20 protein-coding genes, 4 tRNA genes and 2 pseudogenes are annotated in these 21502 nt (G+C 60.7%); 12 read left to right on the plus strand and 14 right to left on the minus strand.

Annotation, left to right across the window (positions count from 1 at the left end):
- Positions 1-25: 25 nt before the first annotated feature.
- Positions 26-910 carry a homocysteine S-methyltransferase family protein gene (locus NMB38_RS18575; RefSeq protein ID WP_027915495.1) on the minus strand — a complete coding sequence of 295 codons (885 nt, stop codon included), beginning with the start codon at positions 908-910 and terminating at the stop codon, positions 26-28.
- A gap of 118 nt (positions 911-1028) precedes the next feature.
- Here NMB38_RS18575 and NMB38_RS18580 point away from each other — a divergent pair, with 118 nt between their 5' ends.
- Both NMB38_RS18580 and NMB38_RS18585 read left to right on the plus strand, forming a co-directional pair.
- Entirely contained in the window at positions 1029-1850 is an 822-nt protein-coding gene (locus NMB38_RS18580; protein WP_028688074.1) for an ABC transporter substrate-binding protein, read from the plus strand.
- Positions 1847-2668, plus strand: coding sequence for an amino acid ABC transporter permease (locus NMB38_RS18585; RefSeq protein ID WP_088523222.1), 822 nt, complete (start codon positions 1847-1849; stop codon positions 2666-2668). Before NMB38_RS18580 ends, NMB38_RS18585 begins: the two co-directional genes overlap by 4 nt.
- Positions 2669-2743: 75 nt before the next feature.
- Here NMB38_RS18585 and NMB38_RS18590 read toward each other — a convergent pair whose 3' ends face one another.
- The 3 genes and pseudogenes from NMB38_RS18590 to NMB38_RS18600 form a co-directional block, all read right to left on the minus strand.
- Positions 2744-3247, minus strand: a complete 504-nt coding sequence (locus NMB38_RS18590) for a methyl-accepting chemotaxis protein (RefSeq protein WP_236167299.1) — start codon at positions 3245-3247, stop codon at positions 2744-2746.
- Between the two features lie 48 nt (positions 3248-3295).
- Positions 3296-4186, minus strand: a pseudogene (locus tag NMB38_RS18595) (PAS domain-containing protein); the annotation flags it as partial.
- Positions 4159-5934 (minus strand): sensor domain-containing phosphodiesterase, encoded by a 1776-nt coding sequence (locus NMB38_RS18600; protein WP_028688071.1) that lies wholly within the window; start codon positions 5932-5934, stop codon positions 4159-4161. The pseudogene NMB38_RS18595 and the gene NMB38_RS18600, both read right to left, overlap by 28 nt.
- Positions 5935-6145: 211 nt before the next feature.
- Here NMB38_RS18600 and NMB38_RS18605 point away from each other — a divergent pair, with 211 nt between their 5' ends.
- A complete protein-coding gene (locus tag NMB38_RS18605) occupies positions 6146-8104 on the plus strand; it encodes an ATP-binding protein (protein WP_404666348.1) in 1959 nt (652 codons plus the stop codon).
- A gap of 18 nt (positions 8105-8122) precedes the next feature.
- Here NMB38_RS18605 and NMB38_RS18610 read toward each other — a convergent pair whose 3' ends face one another.
- Positions 8123-8653, minus strand: coding sequence for a P-loop NTPase family protein (locus NMB38_RS18610; RefSeq protein WP_145280929.1), 531 nt, complete (start codon positions 8651-8653; stop codon positions 8123-8125).
- 465 nt (positions 8654-9118) lie between these two features.
- Here NMB38_RS18610 and vapB point away from each other — a divergent pair, with 465 nt between their 5' ends.
- From vapB to NMB38_RS18625, 3 genes and pseudogenes are all read left to right on the plus strand, one after another.
- Positions 9119-9349, plus strand: coding sequence for a type II toxin-antitoxin system VapB family antitoxin (gene vapB / locus NMB38_RS18615; protein WP_181074035.1), 231 nt, complete (start codon positions 9119-9121; stop codon positions 9347-9349).
- Positions 9349-9750 (plus strand): annotated as a pseudogene (gene vapC / locus NMB38_RS18620) (type II toxin-antitoxin system tRNA(fMet)-specific endonuclease VapC). Before vapB ends, vapC begins: the two are co-directional and overlap by 1 nt.
- A gap of 256 nt (positions 9751-10006) precedes the next feature.
- Positions 10007-10528, plus strand: coding sequence for a cysteine hydrolase family protein (locus tag NMB38_RS18625; RefSeq protein ID WP_104926545.1), 522 nt, complete (start codon positions 10007-10009; stop codon positions 10526-10528).
- A 77-nt stretch (positions 10529-10605) separates the two neighbouring features.
- Here NMB38_RS18625 and NMB38_RS18630 read toward each other — a convergent pair whose 3' ends face one another.
- The 4 genes from NMB38_RS18630 to NMB38_RS18645 all read right to left on the minus strand — a co-directional run bounded on the left by NMB38_RS18630 (position 10606) and on the right by NMB38_RS18645 (position 13569).
- Entirely contained in the window at positions 10606-10995 is a 390-nt protein-coding gene (locus NMB38_RS18630; RefSeq protein ID WP_028688067.1) for a hypothetical protein, read from the minus strand.
- Complete coding sequence (locus tag NMB38_RS18635; protein WP_404666349.1) at positions 10988-12388, minus strand: PAAR domain-containing protein; 1401 nt, start codon at positions 12386-12388, stop codon at positions 10988-10990. The genes NMB38_RS18630 and NMB38_RS18635 overlap by 8 nt, the downstream gene beginning before the upstream one ends.
- A 624-nt stretch (positions 12389-13012) precedes the next feature.
- A tRNA-Thr gene (locus NMB38_RS18640) sits at positions 13013-13088 on the minus strand.
- 70 nt (positions 13089-13158) lie between these two features.
- Positions 13159-13569: a pilin gene (locus tag NMB38_RS18645; protein ID WP_404666350.1), complete on the minus strand. Its 411-nt coding sequence runs from the start codon at positions 13567-13569 to the stop codon at positions 13159-13161.
- 213 nt (positions 13570-13782) lie between these two features.
- Between NMB38_RS18645 and NMB38_RS18650 the strand changes: the two genes are divergently transcribed.
- Genes NMB38_RS18650 through yacG form a run of 4 tightly spaced genes read left to right on the plus strand, consistent with a single transcriptional unit; the run spans position 13783 to position 16679 of the window.
- Positions 13783-14991, plus strand: coding sequence for a type II secretion system F family protein (locus NMB38_RS18650; RefSeq protein WP_104926547.1), 1209 nt, complete (start codon positions 13783-13785; stop codon positions 14989-14991).
- Between the two features lies 1 nt (position 14992).
- Entirely contained in the window at positions 14993-15862 is an 870-nt protein-coding gene (locus NMB38_RS18655) for a prepilin peptidase (RefSeq protein WP_049695406.1), read from the plus strand.
- Positions 15859-16482: a dephospho-CoA kinase gene (gene coaE / locus NMB38_RS18660; RefSeq protein ID WP_027915706.1), complete on the plus strand. Its 624-nt coding sequence runs from the start codon at positions 15859-15861 to the stop codon at positions 16480-16482. Before NMB38_RS18655 ends, coaE begins: the two co-directional genes overlap by 4 nt.
- A complete protein-coding gene (gene yacG, locus NMB38_RS18665) occupies positions 16479-16679 on the plus strand; it encodes a DNA gyrase inhibitor YacG (RefSeq protein WP_027915705.1) in 201 nt (66 codons plus the stop codon). Before coaE ends, yacG begins: the two co-directional genes overlap by 4 nt.
- Before the next feature lie 49 nt (positions 16680-16728).
- On the opposite strand, the gene NMB38_RS18670 is transcribed toward yacG, so the two are convergent.
- Positions 16729-17412, minus strand: a complete 684-nt coding sequence (locus NMB38_RS18670) for an energy-coupling factor ABC transporter permease (RefSeq protein WP_027915704.1) — start codon at positions 17410-17412, stop codon at positions 16729-16731.
- Between the two features lie 146 nt (positions 17413-17558).
- Here NMB38_RS18670 and NMB38_RS18675 point away from each other — a divergent pair, with 146 nt between their 5' ends.
- On the plus strand, positions 17559-18188 hold the full coding sequence (locus tag NMB38_RS18675) for a DUF1780 domain-containing protein (RefSeq protein WP_023533234.1): 630 nt from the start codon (positions 17559-17561) through the stop codon (positions 18186-18188).
- Positions 18189-18537: 349 nt separating this feature from the next.
- Complete coding sequence (locus NMB38_RS18680) at positions 18538-19833, plus strand: NAD(P)/FAD-dependent oxidoreductase (protein WP_049695405.1); 1296 nt, start codon at positions 18538-18540, stop codon at positions 19831-19833.
- Between the two features lie 36 nt (positions 19834-19869).
- Here the strand turns inward: NMB38_RS18680 and NMB38_RS18685 are convergent, their stop codons facing one another.
- From NMB38_RS18685 to NMB38_RS18700, 4 genes are all read right to left on the minus strand, one after another.
- On the minus strand, positions 19870-20871 hold the full coding sequence (locus NMB38_RS18685; RefSeq protein WP_049695404.1) for an NAD(P)/FAD-dependent oxidoreductase: 1002 nt from the start codon (positions 20869-20871) through the stop codon (positions 19870-19872).
- Between the two features lie 167 nt (positions 20872-21038).
- Positions 21039-21114, minus strand: a tRNA-Lys gene (locus NMB38_RS18690).
- A 6-nt stretch (positions 21115-21120) separates the two neighbouring features.
- Positions 21121-21197 (minus strand) — tRNA-Pro (locus NMB38_RS18695).
- A 4-nt stretch (positions 21198-21201) separates the two neighbouring features.
- A tRNA-Asn gene (locus NMB38_RS18700) sits at positions 21202-21277 on the minus strand.
- Positions 21278-21502 lie beyond the last annotated feature (225 nt).

The following is a 21502-nucleotide window of genomic DNA, read 5'->3' on the forward strand; positions in this document are numbered from 1 at the left end:
TGCCTTGCAGATGCTCTGGAACCCGTCAGCCGAGGCTTAATTTGAGCTCGGCAATGTGCTCGGGGCCAATGCCGCAGCAGCCACCTACCAGGCTGGCGCCGCGTGCGCGCCAGTCCTTGGCCCAGGCCAGGTAGCCCGGTGGGTCCAGGTCTTCGCGCAGTTCGTCCAGCCCGTCGTTGGCGGTGGCTTCCTTGGGCTGGGGCGGGAAGGCATTGGCATAGGCACCGATGGCGACTTCTCCACCCTGCTGATCGATGACCGAACGGGCGACATCGATGGCCGCGCCGATCACTTCTGGCTGGCTGCAGTTGAACAGCACCGCTGCCGCGCCGAGCTCGATCACCGCTTGCACCGCCTCGGCCACCGGCTCACCGGAGCGCAGGCGCGGCACCGTATCGACGTCTTCGTCCTGCAAGGTGAAGGACACCCAGAACGGGCGGCCGTCTTCGGGCAGGTGGGCACGTATGGCGCGCACTTCAGCGATCGCGCTCTGGGTTTCGGCAAGCCACAGGTCAACGTGTGGCGCCAGGCCTTCTAGCAGCGGCCGCAGGACTTCCTCGACGCGCTCAGGCTGGAACAGGTCGGGACGATAGGACCCGAACAACGGCGGCAGCGAACCGGCCACCCTCACCGGGTGCGGGCCGGTGTCGGCCGCGTGGCGGGCCAGTTGACCGGCGACATTGGCCAACTGCCGGCCCTCTTCGGCAAAGCGCGCTTCACCAATGTGGAAGGGGACGACCGCATAGCTGTTACTGGTGATGACCTGGGCACCTGCGGCAATGAACGCCGCGTGCACCCCCACCACCGCTTCCGGGGCCTCGGTCAACGCCAGTGCAGACCACTCTGGCTGGCGGAACGGCGCACCGCTGCGCTGCAGTTCGCGGCCCATGCCACCGTCGAGAATCACCATCGCTCGCTCTGTCATATAACTACTCTGAAGGTGCTTATGAATAAAATTCATTATGTGGGTTCGATATATAACTATTTAATACCCTAATACTCATTTGGCCAACACTTCAGGTATGAACATGCGTTTTTCCACATTGCTCGGTGCAGGCCTTGCGCTGCTTGCGACCGCCACTCAGGCTTTTGCCGGCGCCACGCTGGAGCGGGTCGAATCACGCAAGGAACTGGTCAATGTGCTGATGGAGAGCTATCCCCCGTTCTCGTTCCTCAATGACCAGAACCAGCTCGACGGCTTTGACGTGGATGTTGCCAAGGCGGTGGCGGATAAACTGGGCGTGAAGCTGCGCCTGGAGACCCCTTCCTGGGATGTAATCGCCGCCGGTCGCTGGAGTGGGCGCTACGACATCTGCATCTGCTCGATGACCCCCAGCAAGGCCCGCGCCCAGGTGTTCGACTTCCCGGTGGAGTACTACGCCTCCCCGGCCGTCATCGTGGTCAATGCCAAGGATGAGCGCATCCACGGTGCAAAGGACCTGGACGGGCGCAAAGTCGGCCTGACCAGCGCGTCGAGCTATGAAAGCTACCTGAACAAGAACCTGGTCATCGAGGGTGACGAAGAACGCGCCCTCGACTACCCCTTCGATTTCGTGCAGATCGCTCCGTATGACACCGACAATGTGGCGTTCCAGGACCTTGGGCTGGGCGCGGGCGTGCGCCTGGATGCGATCCTGACCAACCTGGTCACGGCCAAGCCGCGCCTGGACCAGGACAAACGCTTCAAGCTCGCCGGTGCGCCGCTGTATGAAGAACCCAACTCGGTCGCCATCGAGAAGGGCGACCCGGAGTGGGATGCCAAAGTTCGCCAGGTGTTCGCCGAACTCAAGGCAGACGGCACCCTGAGCAAGCTGTCGCAGAAGTGGATCGGCGCCGATATCAGCAAATGAGCACCTTAGCGCCCTCCCCCAAGCCCGTGGCCAATACCACAGGCACACGCCTGCTGGGTTTTCGCACACGGTTGATGCTCACCTGGCTGGTGATGTTCGCCCTGTTCGTCGGGTTCTTCCTGAGCTTCGACCTCAAGTTCTCGATCATCCTGGAGAAGTTTCCCAACCTGGCCGGTTTCAAACTGGGACCCAATGGTTTTCTGCAGGGCGCAGCGCTGACGCTGTTCCTGTGCATGTGCTCGATGGTGGTGTCGGTGGCGCTGGGCTTTGCCGCCGCGCTGGCACGCTTGTCCGGCAGCGCGGTGCTGGTGGGTGTTGCCAGTTTCTACACGTCTTTTTTCCGTGGTACACCGCTGCTGATCCAGATTCTGCTCATTTACCTGGGGTTGCCCCAGATAGGCCTGGTGCCCGGCGCGATCAGTGCCGGTATCATCGCCCTGTCGCTGAACTACGGCGCCTATCTCAGTGAGATCTTTCGCGCAGGCATCCTGGGTGTTGCCCGAGGCCAACGCGAAGCGGCGCTGGCGCTGGGCATGCGCCCGCCGCAGATTTTTTGCCACATCGTACTGCCGCAGGCCATGCGGGTGATCATCCCGCCAACCGCCAACCAGTTCATCTCCATGCTCAAGGATTCGTCGTTGATCTCGGTGATGGGGGTGTGGGAAATCATGTTCCTGGCCCAGTCCTACGGACGGTCGAGCTACCGCTACCTGGAAATGCTGACCACCGCTGCCGTGATCTACTGGGTGCTGTCGATCGCGCTGGAGCTGGTGCAGGCGCGCCTTGAGCGGCACTACGGCAAAGCCTATCAGCGCTGAAGGTGCGTAGCGCCTGCCCCGGCCACTGCGCAGGGGCGAGCGTAGCAATCAATCGCCAGTCAGGCGCCGATGGGGCTAACGTCCCGCCTCTGCCACCAGTTTCGAGGAAAACTGGCCCACGGCAGTGACCACCTCCTGCGCACCTGATTGTATTTCCGTGATCACGGTACCTGCCTGCTGGGCCAGGCTCAGGCCCAGCTCAGCCTGCTTCCTGCTCTCGCCCATGCTGTGTACTGCCTCCTCCACCAAGGCGTTATTCTTCTGCACCACCTCGACGATTTCCTGGGTCGCGGCACTGGTTCGGCCGGCCAACTTGCGCACCTCGTCCGCCACCACGGCAAAGCCCCGCCCTTGGTCACCTGCACGCGCAGCTTCGATGGCCGCGTTCAGGGCCAACAAGTTGGTCTGTTGGGCGATGCCGCCGATGGTCGACACGATGGACGTGATCAGGTGCGACTGATGCCCCAGCGCCTCGACGCCGCTGGATACGTTCGAGACCTGCTCGACGATGCGGTTCATGGTTTCTACCGTGTCCCTGACCGCCTCAGCGCCGCGCTGGGCGGAGCTGTCGGTCTTCATGGAGATCTCGTAGGCAACGTCCGCCGCTGAGCTGACCTGTTTCTCGCTTTCGACCTGAGCGGTGATATCCACCGCAAATTTCACGACCTTGTACAGCCGCCCCCGGGTATCGCGCACGGGGTTGTAGGAAGCTTCGAGCCACAGCTCGCGGCCGCCCTTGTCGAACCGCTGAAAACGTTCGGCGACGAAGCGACCATCGTTGAGGCTGGCCCACAGTCGCTGATAGTCCGGCGACTTCATGTAGGCCGGATCGCAGAAAATACTGTGGTGCTTGCCGACGATTTCCGGGAGCGTGTAGTTCACCGTATTCAGGAAGTTCTGGTTGGCGGTGAGTATGGTGCCGTCCAGCCCGAACTCGATCACCGCCGTGGAGCGGGAAAGCGCCTTGATCAACTCATCGTTTTCCCGGGCCTTGTCGATGGCAGCGGTGACCTCGGTGCCGTAAGCCGTCATGTGGGTCACCTCGCCGCTGGGGGTCTTGACCGGGCACCACGCCGCGCGCATCCAGACCAGGCGCCCATCGGCCGCGATGTAGCGGTAGTCGTCGCTCACCCCAGTGCCCTGGCTCATCGCGGTCTGAAAATCCTCGTAGCATGGCAAGTCCCTCACATAGCCAGGCGTGAGCGTGCCCATCGATGTACCGACAAGCTTCGAAGCGTCGATACCTACGAAGCTGGAAAACCGCGGATTGACGGCCGTGATCAGCAGGTCACGGTCCACGGTGATTTCAAGCATCTCGTCGGACCTGCTCTGTTGCGCAGCCCTGAGCCCATGAAGCTCCCGTTTGAGTGCCTCGACCTCATCCCTAAGCGCTTTGTTGAACATGGCGATCCTCGTCATTGCGGATGACAACTGTTGGGAATGAACAGGCGCTGTCAGGCAGCGCACACCGAGTGCTGCTTCACACAACGTCAGGCTTGCCGCGGCTGACACAACCATGTCGCCAGGTCATCTGCCGAGAGGGGCCTTGCGTAATAATAGCCTTGTCCTTGATCACAGCCCCATCCTCGTAGCACATGATGGTGCAGGTCCGTCTCCACGCCCTCGGCCACTACTGTCAGGCGCAGGTCACGCAGCAGGCTGACCAACCCGCGCACGATGTGCCAGTCGTTACCGCCTGGCTGCAGTTCGGCCAGCAGGGAGCGATCGAGCTTCACGCTGGTGGCGGGGATTTTGCGCAGGTAGATCCAGTTACTGTAGCCGCTACCAAAATCGTCGATGCCAATCGAGATACCCAGGGCGCGGAAACGCTGGAGCTGTTCCTGCACGGCATCGAAATCGGCCACCAGGGCGCTTTCGGTGAACTCAAGTTCCACCAGGCTCGGGTGGACCTGGTGTCGGGCCAGCGCTCGGGTCACATCTTCGTACAACTGGCCATCACCCAGGTCGAGGGCCGAGATGTTCAGCGAGACCTGCAACACCACGTTGCTGGCCTGCCACTGGGCGATCTGACGACATACCTGCTCCACGACCCAGCGAGTGATGCCGCGGATGGAAGCGGTGGTTTCTGCCAGCGGAATGAACTCGGCCGGGCTGATCACACCCAGTTGCGGGTGCGTCCAGCGCAAGAGCGCCTCGACCGCCACGCAGCGGTTGCTGCCAAGGTCGATCCTGGGCTGGTAGGCCAGGCTCAACTGGTCCGGTGCCAGCAGTGCGGCTTCCAGGGCGTTGAGTATGGCGGTGTTGCGACGCAGGTTCGCGTCCACCACCGGGTCGTACGCCAACCAGCGCTGCTCGCTCTTGCGAGCGGTGTCGGTCATGCTGGCCATCAGCCGCAGGATGTCCGACGAGGCGCTGGCGTCCACACCCAGCGTCAGGACGCTGATGCCAACATCCGGCGTAACCGGTATGTGACCGCTGCGCAGCGGCCCACTGAGCGAAGCCACCAGCGTCTGAAGCCAACCGGCGAGAAAGCGGGTATCGCACGCATCGATGACCGTCATGAAGCCCAGGGTGCTGGCCCGATAAAGGCGGCAACCGGGCACAAGTGCCGTGAGCAGCACTTCTTTGACTGCCAGCATGAAATCGGTAAAGAACTCGATGCCCAGCGCCTTGAACAGCCGGTCCATACCCGCAGCCGACACCGGCTCGATGAAAACAGCCACCTGCCCGGCCGTCACGGCACCTTCCTTGAAGTCCGTCTCGAAGCGCCGCCGATTGGGCAGCCCGGTCATCGGATCGTAGAAGTTCTGCCGGTGGATCGATTGCAGCCGGGCCACCACCACGTTGGCGGCGTTGGTCAGCAGGTTACGGTCGCGCTCCGACAAGGCTTCGCGCGTGGCATGGTCGATGATGCACAGCCCACCCAGGCTGACGCCTGGCCGAACGATCAGCGGCGCGCCGGCGTAATAGCGAATGTGGGGGGCCGATTGCACAAGGGGATTATCCACCGTGCGGGGATCCTGCAGCGTGTCGCAGATCTCCAGCAGCGTTTCCTGGCGCAGGCCGTGGGCGCAGATGGACATTTCGCGCGGCGTGCGGTCGTCGGCCATGCCGATCTTGGCCTTGAATACCTGGTAATCGCGGTCGACGATGCTGACCAGCGCGGTCGGGACGTCGAAGTGCGCACAGAGCATGTTGACGACGCCGTTGAGCACCGGATCCTCTCCATTTGCCAGGTCCGATGTAAGGCGGTCCACTTCAACCAGGCGCAAGCGCTCGTCTCGAAGGGTCGTCAAGTTGTCCATGAAAACTCCGGTCGCGGTAACAGCAAATTCTAGCCCATAAGGCACATTGCCAGCTTAGCTGTGATCGGTTTCTCTCGACAATTGAGCGCCCCCACCGGTGGTCGGCCAAAAAATCTATTGGACGCCTGCGGTCAGCTAGCCTAAAAGGCTGTCAGCCGCGCTTGGCACGGCAGATTGCATAGATGATGCTCAGCCTGTTACGGAGTCAGCCTTGGCCTGGTTCAAAGAAAGGATTACCGCCATCCTGCAACGCCTGCGACGTGCCAAGCCGAGCACGGCCAGCCGCTACGTGGGCGCCGCGTTGATCATCGCTGCGTGCTCCCTGGCGCGCGCGCAGATGTCGCCTGCCGCGCTCCCGTACCTGTTTTTCATTCCTGGCCTGATGCTGATCGGGTTCTGGTTCGGCGCAGGCCCGTCACTGCTGGGCTGCATCATGGCGGTGCTGATCGCCCAGTATTTCTTCATCGGACCGCTGGGTTTCGATGCGGACTGGACCACATGGGCCAACAGCCTGAGTTTTGGCGTGGTGACCTTCGCCATGGCAGTGGTGTGTGCTTCGCTCAGGCGTAACCTGAGCGCCGTGGAACGGCTCAATGAAACGCTCGAGCAGCAAGTGCAACACCGAACGGGTGAGCGCGACAGCCTGTGGAACGTGTCCCCCGACCTGATCTGCACGTTGTCCGAAAACGGTCAGGTGCTGTCGGTGAACCCGGCATGGCAGGTAGAAACGGGCTTCACTGAAGAGCAACTCAAGGCTGGGACGTTCTACAGTTTCATCTCCCCCGCGCAATTGGCGAACGCGTTACGTGAGCTCAACCACAAGCCCATCGTCGAGCTCGACACCCAGAGCGTGCGCAGCGATGGCCAACCCTTGCTGCTCAACTGGCGCATAGCCAGGTTCGAGGGCCGTTACTTCGCCGTGGCGCGGGACGTCACCCAGTACCGCGAGCGGCAGCAGGCGTTCGAGCAGGTCAGCCAGCAACTGCAGCAAAGCCAGAAGATGGAAGCGCTCGGCCAGCTCACCGGCGGCCTGGCCCATGACTTCAACAACCTGCTGACCGTGATCACCGGCACTCAGGACATGATCGAACAACGCCTGGCGCAAGGCCGGCACGACGAGCTGGGTCGTTACCTGTCGTTGGCCAGAACTGCCACTCGCAAAGCCAGCACCCTCACCCACCGCCTGCTGACCTTCGCCAGACGACAACCGCTGGCCAGCGCCACGGTCGATGTGGTGCTGCTGGTGGACGACATGAAAGAGCTGCTGGCCAGAACCCTTACACCCAAGATCGAGTTTCAGCTCAGCCCGCATCCGTCGCCAGCCTTGTGCTACTGCGATCCCCATCAACTGGAAAATGCGCTGCTGAACCTGTGCATCAACGCACGTGACGCCATGCCCCAAGGGGGCCGTTTGCAGGTGCGGGTCAGCAAGGTGACGAGCGGCACGGCTGAGTTGGAGCAGCTTGGGCTACGCGCTGGCGAATACATTCAGGTGAGCGTCACCGATACGGGTCTGGGGATGCCGGCCAGCATTGCCGAGCGGGCCTTCGAACCGTTCTTCACCACCAAGCCGCTGGGGTCGGGCACGGGTCTGGGGCTGTCGATGGTCAGGGACTTCGCTCGCCAGGCGGGCGGCACCGCAGTGATCGAGTCGGTGATGGGCAGCGGCACCACAGTCAGCCTGCTGCTGCCCGTCCACCTTGAGTCCGTTTCGTCCAGTGTCACAGCGATCACGCACGCCACCCTGGCGGCCCGCACCGACCACCGCGGCAGTGCACTGGTGATCGAAGACGAGGGCGCGATCCGGGAGCTGGTCAGCGAAGCCTTGCAGGAGCTGGGTTTCAACGTAATCGAAGTCACTCATCCTGCCGATGCGCTGCACCTGATCGAACAGTGCCAGGACCTGCAGCTTGTGGTAACCGACCTGATCCTGCCCGGCGGCTTGACGGGAGACAACATCGCCCAAGGGGTGCAGGCGCTCGTGCCAGCGGTGCGGGTGCTGTTCATTTCTGGGTTGATCGAGGCGCCGGCCAGCCTTGCCGAGCAGCAGCCGCATACGCGCTTGCTGCCCAAGCCCTTCACGCTCGGCCAGTTCAAGGCGTGTGTCGAAGGGATGCTCGCTGACCCGCAGGATGCGCCCCCATTGCGGGACCAGGCCACACGACGCTAGCGCCATGGTCGACGCGCGCTACATGCCAGGGGACGGCGAATCGAGCGATGCCAGAAACTGACGCGTCTGCCGGTTGGAGCGCAGGTGCACTACCTGACACCCGGGAGGCGCCGTCGCCATCAGGTGCTTGATCTTGTCCTGTGAAGAATGCCGCGTGGACCAGATGAACCGGATGAAGCCAGGCAAGTTGCGTAGCGACTCGGGGCATTCATCTGGCAAGTCCGGACGTGTGCGGCCCAACTGGGTCAAGGTCCTGACCAGGACACGCCACAGTCGGACCGTCAGGGAACGGTCAATCCAGATCAACAGGTCGGCCCTGGCAAGGCGGTTCTCCCAGGTTGCCGAATGCCCGCCCTCGAATATCCACCGCTCGCGCGCCTCCACTTCATGGCACAGGCGGGTCTTTTCGTCCCGACTGCGCTCGACCCAGCCGGGTAGCCAGTGAATGGTGTCGATATGCACGACCGGCAAGCCGGTTCGCTCGCCCAGCTGGCGAGCAAGCGTACTTTTGCCGGCGCCTGGCTGACCAACGATCATGACGCGTTTCATTGGGGGCTCCTTTTCAGCCCGCCATTTTGAACGTCAGGTCAGTGTTGTAAAGCCGCGTTGCGCTGGCAGGCAATGGATGGAACGGTTCAGAGCCGGGACGCACCGTCGAGTGCATGCAGGCCAACGCCAGCACATGCTGAATACGGGTAAGCCATCCGGCTCCTGATGGAGCTCGGATGGCTTGAAGCGCCCACGGCGCGGCATGCTACCCCGCCGAGCACTAGGCTCAGCGCTGTGCCAGGGTACGGTGCGTACCTCCCACGGAACTGAACCGGTGCGCTGCGACGGGGCGCAGTATGATCAGAACTTGTGCTGTGTAAAACGCGAGCGAGGATAGGCCGTGAGCGGTGGTTGATCCTTCGACGCTTGGGAATGATGGGTAAGTATCTGCCATATCCCATTGCCATGTCCCTTACTCACGTTATCATCCCATATGACTTCTTCCCCCATGTTCTGGAGGTAAGTATGGAACAAGGTGCCGTTTTTTTGAGTAATCGTAGCCAAGCTATAAGACTGCCCAAAGCTGCAGCATTTTCGGAAGACGTCAAGCGCGTTGACGTCGTCGCGATTGGGCGCATACGCATCATCACACCTGCCGGGGAAGCATGGGATAGCTGGTTCGACGACTTAGCCCCTACAGAAGATTTCATGACAGAGCGTGATCAGCCGGCTGGTCAAGAGCGCGAGCGTTTTTGATGCTCAAATTCATGCTCGACACAACTATATGTATTTTCACTATCAAAAACCGTCCTATCTAAGTACGCGATGCCTTCAAGCGGCATCATGACTAGATGTGCATAAGCACCGTCACTTTGGAGTTGATTTATGGTGCTGAGAAATCCTCGAATCCCGAGCGTAATCTAGCAGCGGTTGAAGACCTGGCAGCGCGCTTGGAAGTTCTTACATATGATAGAAACGCTGCCGCCCACACTGAACAGCTCCGTGCTGAATTGGCACGTTTGGGCACGCCTATTGGCCCTTTCGATCAAATGATCGCTGGTCACGCTCGCTCACAAGGTCTGATTATTGTCACTAATAACCGTCGTGAGTTTGAGCGAGTACCTGGACTGCGGAGCGAAGACTGGGTTATCCGATAATGATCGATGGCCGTGGCAAGGATCTCATGGGGCAGTGATGTTGAATCCGACCACGCTTGTCAGCGCAGCGCCGTGTTGCTAGTGTCGGGCAATGATCATCTACCATTCGACCACCGCAACCACCACCACGACCGCCCATGGCGGAGCGTGCGAGGTGTCGTGAGCAGATAGCGAACAGACTTCAAAGGCCCGCCAGCGATGGACAGGGCCTTTTTTGTGCCCTTGCCTCAATGGCCTCATGCAAGGAAACGCACGAATGTACGCGCTATTGATTCTGGATGTTCAAGTTGGGTTGGTGCATGGCCAGGAAAAGCCCTGGCGTTGCGAAGCATTGTTGGCAACCGTCAATCAACTGATGGACAAGGCGCGCAATGCTGGCGCGCCGATCTTTCTCGCCCGTCATGTAGGCCCCGCTGGCTCGCCGATTGCGCCTGACAGTGTGTTGACGCAACTTGCGCCGGAACTGAGGCTTGCGGGTGGCGAGGTGGTGTTCGAGAAGCACCGGCCCAATGCGTTTACACGGACGGCGCTCGCTGAGGATTTGCGGGCACTCGGGGTGACTGGGGTGGTGATTGGCGGTATGAAGACTCAGTACTGTGTGGACAGTACCTGCAGGGCTGCTCGGGATCTCGGGTTCGAAGCGGTGCTGGTTGCGGATGGACACAGTTGTACGGATACAGCGCAGATGCGGGCTGAGCAGATTGTTGCGCATCATAATGCGACGCTTGAGGGGGCGTTTTGTGAGGTGGTGTTAGGACGAGATTGGACTTTTAAGTGATTGGTACGGTGATGCCTGCTTAGGCGGAGGTTAAAAATCGCATTGCGCGAGAGCGACGACCGCCGTGGCATCAACGTTCATGCCTTGATGAATGCGTAGGTCACCCACATCCAAGCGAAGCCGAAGGCCGTCAGCCACGAGGATATTTGTAGAGCCAACTTAATTTTTGCAGGAAAGTTTTCGAATTCTTCAATGTCCAGATGCCCCCTGCGCATGTGTATGCCAGGCCAAATGAGTATTCCACAAAGAAATGTTATCAGCAGCCACCGAGCGCGAAAGCGCCGCGTGCCCAAAAACAGTTTCATCTGTTCCAGGCCGGGATTACTTTGGATAGCCGAGGTTGCAACAGTGAAATGTCTTGTACCCGCGATGAATGCACTGATTGCACAACCGGCCGACGAGATCACGAACGGACATGCCAGCATTATCCACTTCAGCCACACGGGCCAATTCTCGAACTCAGTCATAATGTGATTCGTAGATCAGCTCGCCCACTTGCTCACCGCCCTGCGCACCGGCGATGCTCCCAGCTAAAGACCCTCCCCCGACCAGCGCAATGCCACACACTGGAGCTCCGAGACCCGCGGTACCCGCAGAGAACACCCCACATACAGAGAGCGCAGTGATCCCAGCAATCTTGCCACCCGCGGTGCCTCCCACTAGCCCCCCAGTGAAAGCTCCTGCCTCAGACAAACGAATTTTTTTGCAGGCCTTTGTTTCCCCTGCACGGCAGGCCTCCTGGACTTTCAGATAGGACGATGTCCCACCTAAGCCAATTCCGACATACCCACCATACCTGAGGTACTTACTAAGTTTTGCCACTTTGTCCAAGTATGTGGCGTATCCAGGAATATGCCCTGGCCCACCGGCTTTCGACCAATGATGCACAAGGCTCCTGGTGGAAATATTCAAGCTTTTCTTCAGCTTCTCGTAAGCCCCAAGATTCAGATGTTTATTAAGAAAAGTCGCCTTCAGCTGACCATTTAGCTGCTCCAATAACAGTCGTCGCTCGGCGAAGAACGATGGGCTATTCAGATGGCCATGGCGCAGAAATTCTTGCTGATGCAAACGCTCGATATTGCCAAGTGTGCTGCGAAGCTGCCGAAGGCCGTGATCCATCATGTCCTTACCCACACCCATGGCGAGACTGGCGTCACTAAGCAGTCCGGCAATTTCAGCCTGATACTCCATCATGAAATCTGACTCGGCAAAATCGAGTACAGCCAAGGAACGTCGCGCGTGCTCAGCGGCTGCCATGAGTTGGCCCTCCTCCTGGGTGCAGGCATAACCGTTATCCGGATCGCCGATGACGAAGATTTCCCCTGCCTTGAACCCCTGCTCGAAAGTCGGGTTCAGGCGTTGAAGGTACGAAATGGGCAAGGTCGGATCATGTCTAGCCAGCTCCAACAGAATCTGCGGGAACGACATGCTCCGGGGCACCACATAGAATCCCGGCTGCATTTGCCCAGGCAATCCGCCAACCCTGGCGGGCGAGGCCCCTGCTAAAGCGCTAGAGCTCCCAGGGCCAGCGGGCTCGACGCTAATGCGTACGGCAACCGGTAGCCGCGGCGGGGGCATCTCCCCTAAAGGCGCCACCACCCGGTTGCTACCCTCTGGGCAACCGCAATCAACTAACGCCCCATCCATCGCGACTGGCTGGCCATCCGAGATGAAGTGCCAAACCCCTTCGACGACCTTTCCTTCCAGCCCGCACAGTGGACAAGGTGTGGTGGGATCCCCCAGCCTCAGGACCATTCGCCCCTTGTCGAGGTAATCTTCCCCGGTGGCGATGCAAATCGCACCTGTGGTGGTCATATCACCATCTACTGCTTGGCCAAGCCCATCCAGACTGACGCGCATTTAGAGTCCCTTGCGAATTGTAGGATCGAGAGAACCTAACAGCTAAGAAGGGGCAAATGAGGCCTCAAGCAGCTAACGAGACGATTCCTACGAGTAACGCGGATTTTGGACTAGGGCACGACTTGGCGGTTTGGGAGCTACGCACAACAGAAAAACCCGCATGAGGCGGGCTCCTATTGATGCCAGCTAGCGAGACATCGCTATAGGCCAAGTGATACTGGTGCGGAACAGAAGAACGGTTGTTGGACGTGAGCGCCAAGTTTTCGCGGGGCTGGCATCTTGCAGCGATCAGCGTGCCCTCCTTGCCGCTGGGTTTGAAATACCGCAGCCGCCAAGTCTTCAAGCCACTGGGCGCGACTTATAGGTAGATACGCCCGTCGTCGAACAGTTTGTATGCACGATCACGCGGTTTGGCCGTACAGCATTTTAGGTCGCTGAGCGGAATGGCTAGGCGTGGCATAGGGGTACGTTCTCCATTCAGGAAAGACGCTGTACCCCAAAAACACCCCCGTTTATTGGGGATTTTGTTGGTTCCCGACGGAGGGTCGTGGGAACGAAAAACCGGCCAGAAGGCCGGTTTAGAGGGCTTCCGAAGCATTCAGCGGAATGCAGTGGAGCTGGATGTGGTGCCGGAGACAGGAATCGAACCTGCGACCTTCGCGTTACGAGTGCGCTGCTCTACCGACTGAGCTACACCGGCGTGTAGCGCAACGTACCACTGCTACACCCGTTACGCAAACCCCTGTTTCCGCTCATTTATTCCGCCACCCTCACGGCGCGGCGCAGCCTTTGGGTGCGAGGTCGGTTTCGATGTCGGTGGTGCAGGCCCAACCGGTCGCTGAGCGGGTCAGGGTCAGGGCCTTGCCCAACACGGTCGCGGGGGCGTCGACCAGGGTGCAGACGATACGGCCGCTGGCATCTGTGGCCTTGCCGGTGGCGGTGATCGCGCAGTGGGCGGTGCTGGGCTGGCCGCCGAGGCTGGCGACGTCGGTGATGTCGCGGCCTTCGTTCAGGCGCAGGTCCATCGCGGTTTTCAGGGCGCTGATTTCCAGCAGGCCGGCGGCGGCCTTGGAGCGGGCTTGGTGGTTGGTGTACATCGGTAAGGCGATGGTCGCCAGAATGCCGATGATCGCGACGACGATCATCAGTTCGATCAGGGTGATGCCGCGTTGCCCTTTCATGAACAATTTCCTTTTCGATACGCAGACTCAGTGAGGTCAGGCTTGCCTCGACCGGCAGCGGCGCAGTAGGCCTGAACAGACACCTTTTGTCACCCCTGCCCGCTTGGGCTTTGCCCTCGCTGCACTACTCTAGTGACCATCGGAAAGGCGCGCCTTTCCAGGGACGGGGCAAGCTGTTTCCAGGCTTGTCGCAGGGACGAAAAGGACATGTGAATGACGTCATCTACGCATCTCTACACCTGGCAGGGGACGGACGCCAGCGGCGCGCACGTCAGCGGCAAGACCACGGGGCGCAGCCCGGCCTATGTACGGGCTGCGCTGATTCGCCAGGGCATCACGGTGGCGCGGGTACGGCCAGCGGGTGGGCTGGTACTGAGCTGGCCGCGTTGGCAGGCCCGGCCGGACACTGCGGGCTTCAGTCGGCAGCTGGCGACCTTGCTGCGAGCGGGGGTGCCTTTGTTGCAGGCGTTCGAGGTGATGAGCCGTAGCGGCTGCCCCGAAGGGCAAGCGGCGGTGCTGCTGGCGCTGAAAAAAGACTTGGGCGCAGGGTTGGGGCTGGCGGATGCCTTGCAGCGCCATCCTCACTGGTTCGATGGGTTGTACTGCAATCTGGTGCGGGTAGGTGAGCAGTCGGGGACGCTGGATCGGCAGCTCGAACAGTTGGCGTGCATGCTGGAGCAGCGGCGTACGCTTGAGAAGAAAGTACGAAAGGCGATGGCCTATCCCATCCTGCTGTTGCTCACAGGGTTGGGGGTTTCGACCATCCTGTTGCTGGAGGTGATTCCGCAGTTCGAATCGATGTTCGCTGGCATGGGTACGGCATTGCCCGCCCTCACCCAGTGGGTGATAGACCTGTCTGCGGGGTTCGGGCAGTTGGCGCCCTGGATGGCGCTTGTGGGGGTGCTGCTGGGCGTCGGTGGGCGCCAGCGGTATCGCCAGCATGCACCAACACGCCTATGGTGCGCACAGCAACTGCTGAGAATGCCGGTGTTCGGGGCGCTATTGGGGCAGGCCGCGCTGGCACGGTTCGCCCGCAGCCTGGCGACCAGTTATGCGGCTGGGGTACCGTTGCTGGACGCGCTGGGCACAGTGGCCAGCGCGTGCGGTAGTGAGCTTCACGAGCAGGCGGTGATGCGGTTGCGGCAGGCAATGGAAAACGGTCGGGCGCTCAATCAGGCGATGGCCGAGGAACGCGTGTTTCCTCCCTTGCTGGTGCAAATGACGGCGATCGGCGAGGCCAGCGGGACCTTGGACCAGATGTTGGACAAGGCTGCGAGCCACTATGAGGACCAGGTCAGCCAGGCTTTGGACCAGCTGGCCAGTCTGCTGGAGCCGGCCATCGTGCTGGTGATGGGGGTGCTGGTCGGTGGACTGGTGGTGGCGATGTATCTGCCGATTTTCCAACTGGGTAGCCTGATCTGATATGACGGTATGGACACTGCAGGGCATGGAACCTGCGCACTTCATCGCCTGGGCCGCGCTGCTCGGTCTGCTGGCAGGCAGCTTCATCAATGTCGTGGCGTATCGTTTGCCGATCATGCTCAAGCGGCAATGGCGACGCACTGCGCAAGAGGTGCTGAAGTTACCTTTGAGTACGTCTGCGCGGTTCGATCTATGGTTGCCCGGCTCGCATTGCCCTCTGTGCAAGCACGTCATCCGTGCGTGGCAGAACATCCCTGTGCTCAGTTACCTGGCACTCAATGGCCGTTGCCGGGGGTGCAAGGGCCAAATCAGCATGCGCTATCCGTTGGTCGAGGTGGCCTGTACGGTGTTGTCGGTGGCGATTGCCTGGCGCTTCGGCCCGTCGGAGCAAGCGCTCTACGCGCTGCTGCTGACCTGGTGCCTGCTGACGCTGAGCCTGATCGATGCGGATCACCAGCTGTTGCCCGACGTACTGGTGCTGCCGGCAGTGTGGCTGGGGCTGATCGTCAATGCTGGCGATGGGTTCGCGCCACTTGGCGATGCGCTGTGGGGTGCCGTGCTGGGGTATCTGAGCCTGTGGGCCGTCTACTGGACATTCAAGCTGCTGACCGGCAAGGAAGGCCTTGGGTACGGTGACTTCAAGTTGATGGCGCTCATCGGTGCCTGGGGTGGCTGGCAGGCATTGCCGCTAACCCTTTTGCTGTCTTCGGTAGCAGGCGCATTCATAGGGCTGTGCCTGATCGCGTTGCGTCGGCATGCCATGGGGGCGGCAATGCCCTTTGGGCCTTATCTGGCCATTGCAGGGTGGATTGCCGTGCTCTGGGATGATGAAATATCCCCCTCCTACATGCAACTGCTTGGATCCCAATGACCACAGCGGCCACAACACCCTGGATTCTGGGCCTTACCGGCGGCATCGGCAGCGGCAAGAGCGCCGCAGCCGAGCGCTTTGTCGAGCTTGGCGTGCACCTGGTCGATGCCGACCAGGCGGCGCGCTGGGTGGTCGAGCCCGGACGCCCGGCTCTGGCGAGCATCGTCGAGCACTTCGGCCCCGCCGTGCTGCAGGCCGATGGGCAGCTTGACCGTGCCGCGCTGCGCCAGTTGATCTTCACCGACCCGGCGCAGCGCAAATGGCTGGAGCAATTGCTGCACCCGCTGATCGGCCAGGAGATTTTCAGTTACCTGGCCAAAGGGCAATCGCCCTATGCGGTGTATGTCTCGCCCCTGCTGATCGAGTCGGGGCAGTATCGAAAAACTCAGCGCGTACTGGTCATCGACGTACCGCAAACACTGCAGGTAGCACGCACCCTTGCCCGCGACCACACCAGCGCCGAACAGGTGCAGGCCATTCTTCAGGCCCAGCTGCCGCGTGAAGAACGCCTGCACCATGCCGATGACGTGGTGGTCAATGACGGCGACCTGGGCCATTTGCATGCGCAGATCGACCGATTGCACAACTTTTACCTGACTTTACGAGGAGGCCAGCCATGAGCCAGCCATTGACCGTCGATTGCCCGACCTGCGGCGCACCTGTGGAATGGAACGATAAGAACACCTTCCGGCCGTTCTGCTCCGACCGTTGCAAACTGATCGACCTGGGCGCCTGGGCGTCCGAGGAGCACAAGATTCCCGGGGCCGAGGACTCGGAAGACGAATTGTATTCGGGGGATCTAGAGCCTCGTCACTGATTCTTTGGAGAAACACACCCCGTAGACGCTGTGCAGGGGGGCATGGCTTTCAGTCACCCCCTTCTTTCCAGGGAGCCTGCAGGTATCGAGTGCGGTTGAACGTCTCCAGCCATTCAGGGCAAAAGACCACCAGTGCGCTGATCACGGTTCCGTTGATGAACGCTTCGGGAAACATCATCAGCCACAGGTAGCCCACAAAATCACTTAGCCACTCTGGCATGGCGAACAGGCCATCGAGCCAGAGCAGCCCCAGCGCGGCGGTGAGGCACACGGCCACCGTCAGTGCCGCCGGGAAAAACCCTGAGCAAAAGATGTACACGAAAAGATTTCGCGGCTGCGCTCGTTCCACCGCGATGGCACAGGCTTCGGTGACCAGGACCGGCAGGCCGACCAGCAGCAGACCGTTGACCCCTAACCCAGCCAACTCCTGACGCCCGAGCAGTAGCAGGCCCAGCTGCGCCATAAAGCCACCCAGTACCGCCAGCGGCCAGTCCAGCAGCAGGGTGACGGCGGTCATGCCGATGAAGTGGTAGGACACGCCCGTGTCGAAATCGCGCCGAACCAACCACAGCGCGAACAACCCAACCACAGTGCCGAACAGCAAGTGCTGGCGCCGCCGGTCCGTGACCAGCTCGACCCAGCGGGCTTGACTGGCGGCCCACGCGAGCAGTGGCACGTAGCCTAGCCAGCCAACGGTCAGCGTTGTTGCCGACAGCACCTGCGCGCTGATCATGTAGGAATAACCTCAATGAATGCATGGATAAATGCGAGTCTACACGGATTGCCATCAGCGTGCTTTTGGCCCAAAGGGCAGGTAATTCATTGATTCAAGGCGCGATCAACTCCTGATCGTCATCAAATTACAGCTAAGCTTGCTTCATGGATGACTCCGATTACCTGCGCCTGCTTACCATCCAGGCCGAACAAGCCAACGCCTTCTTGTCCAATGCCCGCAAATGGGAGCGCGAGCGTTGGGTCTGCCAGCGCCTGCTCCAAGGCTTGAATATCGCCTATCGCAACGACGACTTCACGCCCGCCGGCCAGGAGCCGCCTGACGTACTGTTCCGCGATGCGGCCTTCGAGGTGTTCTTCGTGCTGGACGAGGGTCGCCGACTTAACGATGAATGGCGAGAAGAGCTGCAACGCAGGCGCAGCGCCTTTTCACTGGCGCAACTGGTGCGACGCGAAGCACGCCCTCGCCGCATCAGTGCGACCGAGTTGCTGGGCAGGCTGGCGCCCACCCTGCGCAAGAAAGCGCACAACTACCGTGAACGCGGGTTAGACCTGAACGAGCTGGACATCATTGCCTTCGCCAGTCTCAAACGCGAGGTGCTGGACCTCAACACCCACTTCCCGCCGCCCACCGAGTACTTGCGCCAGGGCTGGCGCTCACTGTCGCTGGTCGGGCCAACCTTTGCCCGGGTGTTGTTCGCCCACCCAGATGCGCCGGATTTCCTACGCGGTAACCTGGGACGCAGCATCGTCTTCGATGTGGGGATCAGTCTTTGATCCTATGCAGTGATCGCTTGCGATGACGTACACTCGGCGGCGCCGATAGAAAGGATTATCATTTGTCACAGCCGCGTGCGCGAGCGCTGTAGCGTTTGCCGATGCGCGAACGTCTATGCCTAGAGGCCCAGCATGACCCATCGCCTGAACCCTGTGTGTCAGCCAGTGTCGATGATGACCTGCAAGCCCTTGGGACGCTGTGTCGAGTACCTCGCTACCCCCGTCGTCTTGGGTCAGGCACCTGTTGAGTGGACCGGAGCTATGAGCTGCCTTGCGCTCGCCCTCCCCTCATGCCCCGTGCGACCGGCCCGTTGGGCCAAGAATTCCGTAAACCTTATGAGATATTCCCATGACTCATCGCATCGTGATTGTCGGCGGCGGCGCCGGCGGCCTGGAACTGGCGACCCGCCTGGGCAAGACCCTGGGCAAGCGCAAGCAAGCTGACATCACCCTGGTGGACACCAACCTCACCCATATCTGGAAACCGCTGCTGCACGAAGTGGCCGCCGGCTCGTTGAACTCCTCCGAAGACGAACTGAACTACGTAGCGCAAGCCAAGTGGAACCACTTCAACTTCCAACTGGGGCGCATGAGTGGCCTGGAGCGTGAGAGCAAGCGGATCCAGCTGGCTGCCACGCTGGATGAAGATGGTCGCGAGTTGCTGCCCGCGCGCACCCTTGCCTACGACACCCTGGTCATCGCCGTCGGGTCCAACACCAACGACTTTGGCACCTTGGGTGCGGCGCAGCATTGCCTGTTCCTGGACACGCGCAAACAGGCAGAGCGCTTTCATCAGCAACTGCTTAACCATTACCTGCGCGCCCATGCAGGCGATGTGGCCAGCGAAAAGATCAGCGTGGCCATCGTCGGTGCGGGTGCCACGGGCGTGGAGCTGGCTGCCGAGCTGCACCACGCGGCGCATGAGCTGGCGGCCTACGGCCTGGATCGCATCCAACCCAAGGACATGCACATCACCCTGATCGAGGCGGGCCCACGCGTGCTGCCGGCACTGCCGGAGCGCATCAGCGTGCCCGTGCATCAGACCCTTGAGAAGCTTGGGGTGAAAGTAATGACCAACGCGGCTGTCAGCGAAGTGACGGCTGAAGGTCTCAAGACCAAGGACGGCGAAGTGATCCAGGCCAGCCTGAAGGTCTGGGCAGCGGGCATCCGGGCGCCGGGCTTCTTGAAGGAGATCGATGGCCTGGAGACCAACCGCATCAACCAACTGGTCGTGCGTTCCACCCTGCAAACCACCCGTGATGACGATATTTTCGCCTTCGGTGACTGCGCCGCCTGCCCGCAGCCAGACAGCGATCGCAACGTGCCGCCCCGGGCGCAGGCAGCTCACCAGCAGGCTTCAATGCTGGCACAGAGCATCAAGGCACGCCTGGAGAACAAGCCGCTGCCGACCTACCAGTACAAGGATTATGGCTCGCTGGTGTCGCTCTCGCGATTCTCGGCAGTGGGTAACCTGATGGGTAACTTGATGGGCAATGTGAAGCTCGAAGGCTGGCTGGCAAGGATGTTCTACGTGTCGCTGTATCGCATGCACCAGATGGCGTTGTACGGATTCTTCCGCACGGCCCTGATGATGCTGGGCAGCAAGATTGGCCGCGGCACCGAACCAAGGCTGAAGTTGCACTGACCTGGCTGCTGACCGGGTGCGTTCGCAGGCGCCCGGCTAGCTTCGCGTTCGTACGATTTCCTCGGCTGCCAGACGGCCGAGGTGGGGCGCAAGCACGATCCCAGGGTGTGCCACCAAGGTATACAACCCCTCGACACCAGGAAGGTAACCCATCACAGGCTTGCCTTCCGGGGTCATCGGTCGGTGCCCGATACTGACCGCGCGCAGCGAAAGCGCCGTGGCGCCGATGAACATCTGCCGGATGGCCTTGGTCGTAAGCTCGACCAAGGCTGGCAACCCTGCCTCACCCTCGGCGGGCGCTTCTTCGGCGCAGGCCACGCCCCCTTCCAATGCCGGGCGTAACTCCAAACCATTACCGTAGACCAGGTGTCGCACTACACCGGCAGGCGCCGCGAAGCGCATCAGTACGGCAGGCCGGGTAAGCAAGGGCAAGGGCAGACCGACACCCGCTGCAAGGCCGATAGCGGCACCGGCATTGGCCAGCACCACGGTATCGGCGGCGTAGGTTTGCGCTGCGCACCTGGCGGCCGTCACGCGTCCGTTGTGCGTGTCTATGCCATCGACCCGCCGGCCGTAGAGAATCTCTGCCCCGGCCTGCTCAGCGCCGCTCAACAGCATCTTCGCCAAGGCAACGGGCTCCACGGCAAAATCGTCCGGCGCCCACGCCGCCAGGGCCGGTGGCGTGATCATGCAAGGCTCAAGGGCGCTTATCTGCTGGGCATTCAGGGGTTGAAGGTTTACGCCGGCAGAACGTTGCTGATTGATGAGGGCGGACGTTTGTGCATCGTTTTCCAACCACACCATGGCGCCACGGGCGGCAATCGGCAAAGGCCCGAGGTCAAGCGCCAGCCGTTTGAAATCGGCAATAGCCTGCAACGTGGAGGAAAATGCCGCCGGGTTGTCCGATGCACTGGCGCTGGCGGTGCCTACCCAGCCATATGACCAACGGGTAACGCCACTGGCGGCGCGAGACCCTTGCTCCAGAACAGTGACCCGGGCACCGAGCCTTGCAAGGTGCCACGCAATGGAAGCACCCATGATGCCTCCACCCACGACCACGACACTTGATGTGTTGGCTCCCATGCCAATAGGTCCCCAGACTGCCAAAGACACAGGGCAGAATAGCGGATTTGCGGGAAAACACAGGGCTTTGAAAAACCGAGACAAAAGAAAAAGGGCATCTCATTCGAGATGCCCTTCTTACATGGTGGGTCGTGTAGGATTCGAACCTACGACCAATTGGTTAAAAGCCAACTGCTCTACCAACTGAGCTAACGACCCGGAAAATGGTCGGGGTGAGGGGATTCGAACTCCTGACATCCTGCTCCCAAAGCAGGCGCGCTACCGGACTGCGCTACACCCCGAGATTGGCTCCGCGACCTGGACTCGAACCAGGGACCCAATGATTAACAGTCATTTGCTCTACCGACTGAGCTATCGCGGAACTGAACTTCGGTACAACCTTACATCTTCGAAGCTTGTGTTAACTTCGGTCTCTTTGGCTATCCGCTTTCGCGTTATCGCTGCTGAGGCCGGCTATTCTACATTCTTCGTTTTGCTTGTCAACCACTTTTTTTCATTCAACTTACTGATTTCTAAGTTGTTTTGCGGTCACCGGTGTTGCTGGTGATTCGCTTAGTGCCTGACAACGCGGCGTATATTAGGGCCA

Source organism: Pseudomonas sp. FBCC-B35 (assembly GCF_059133755.1).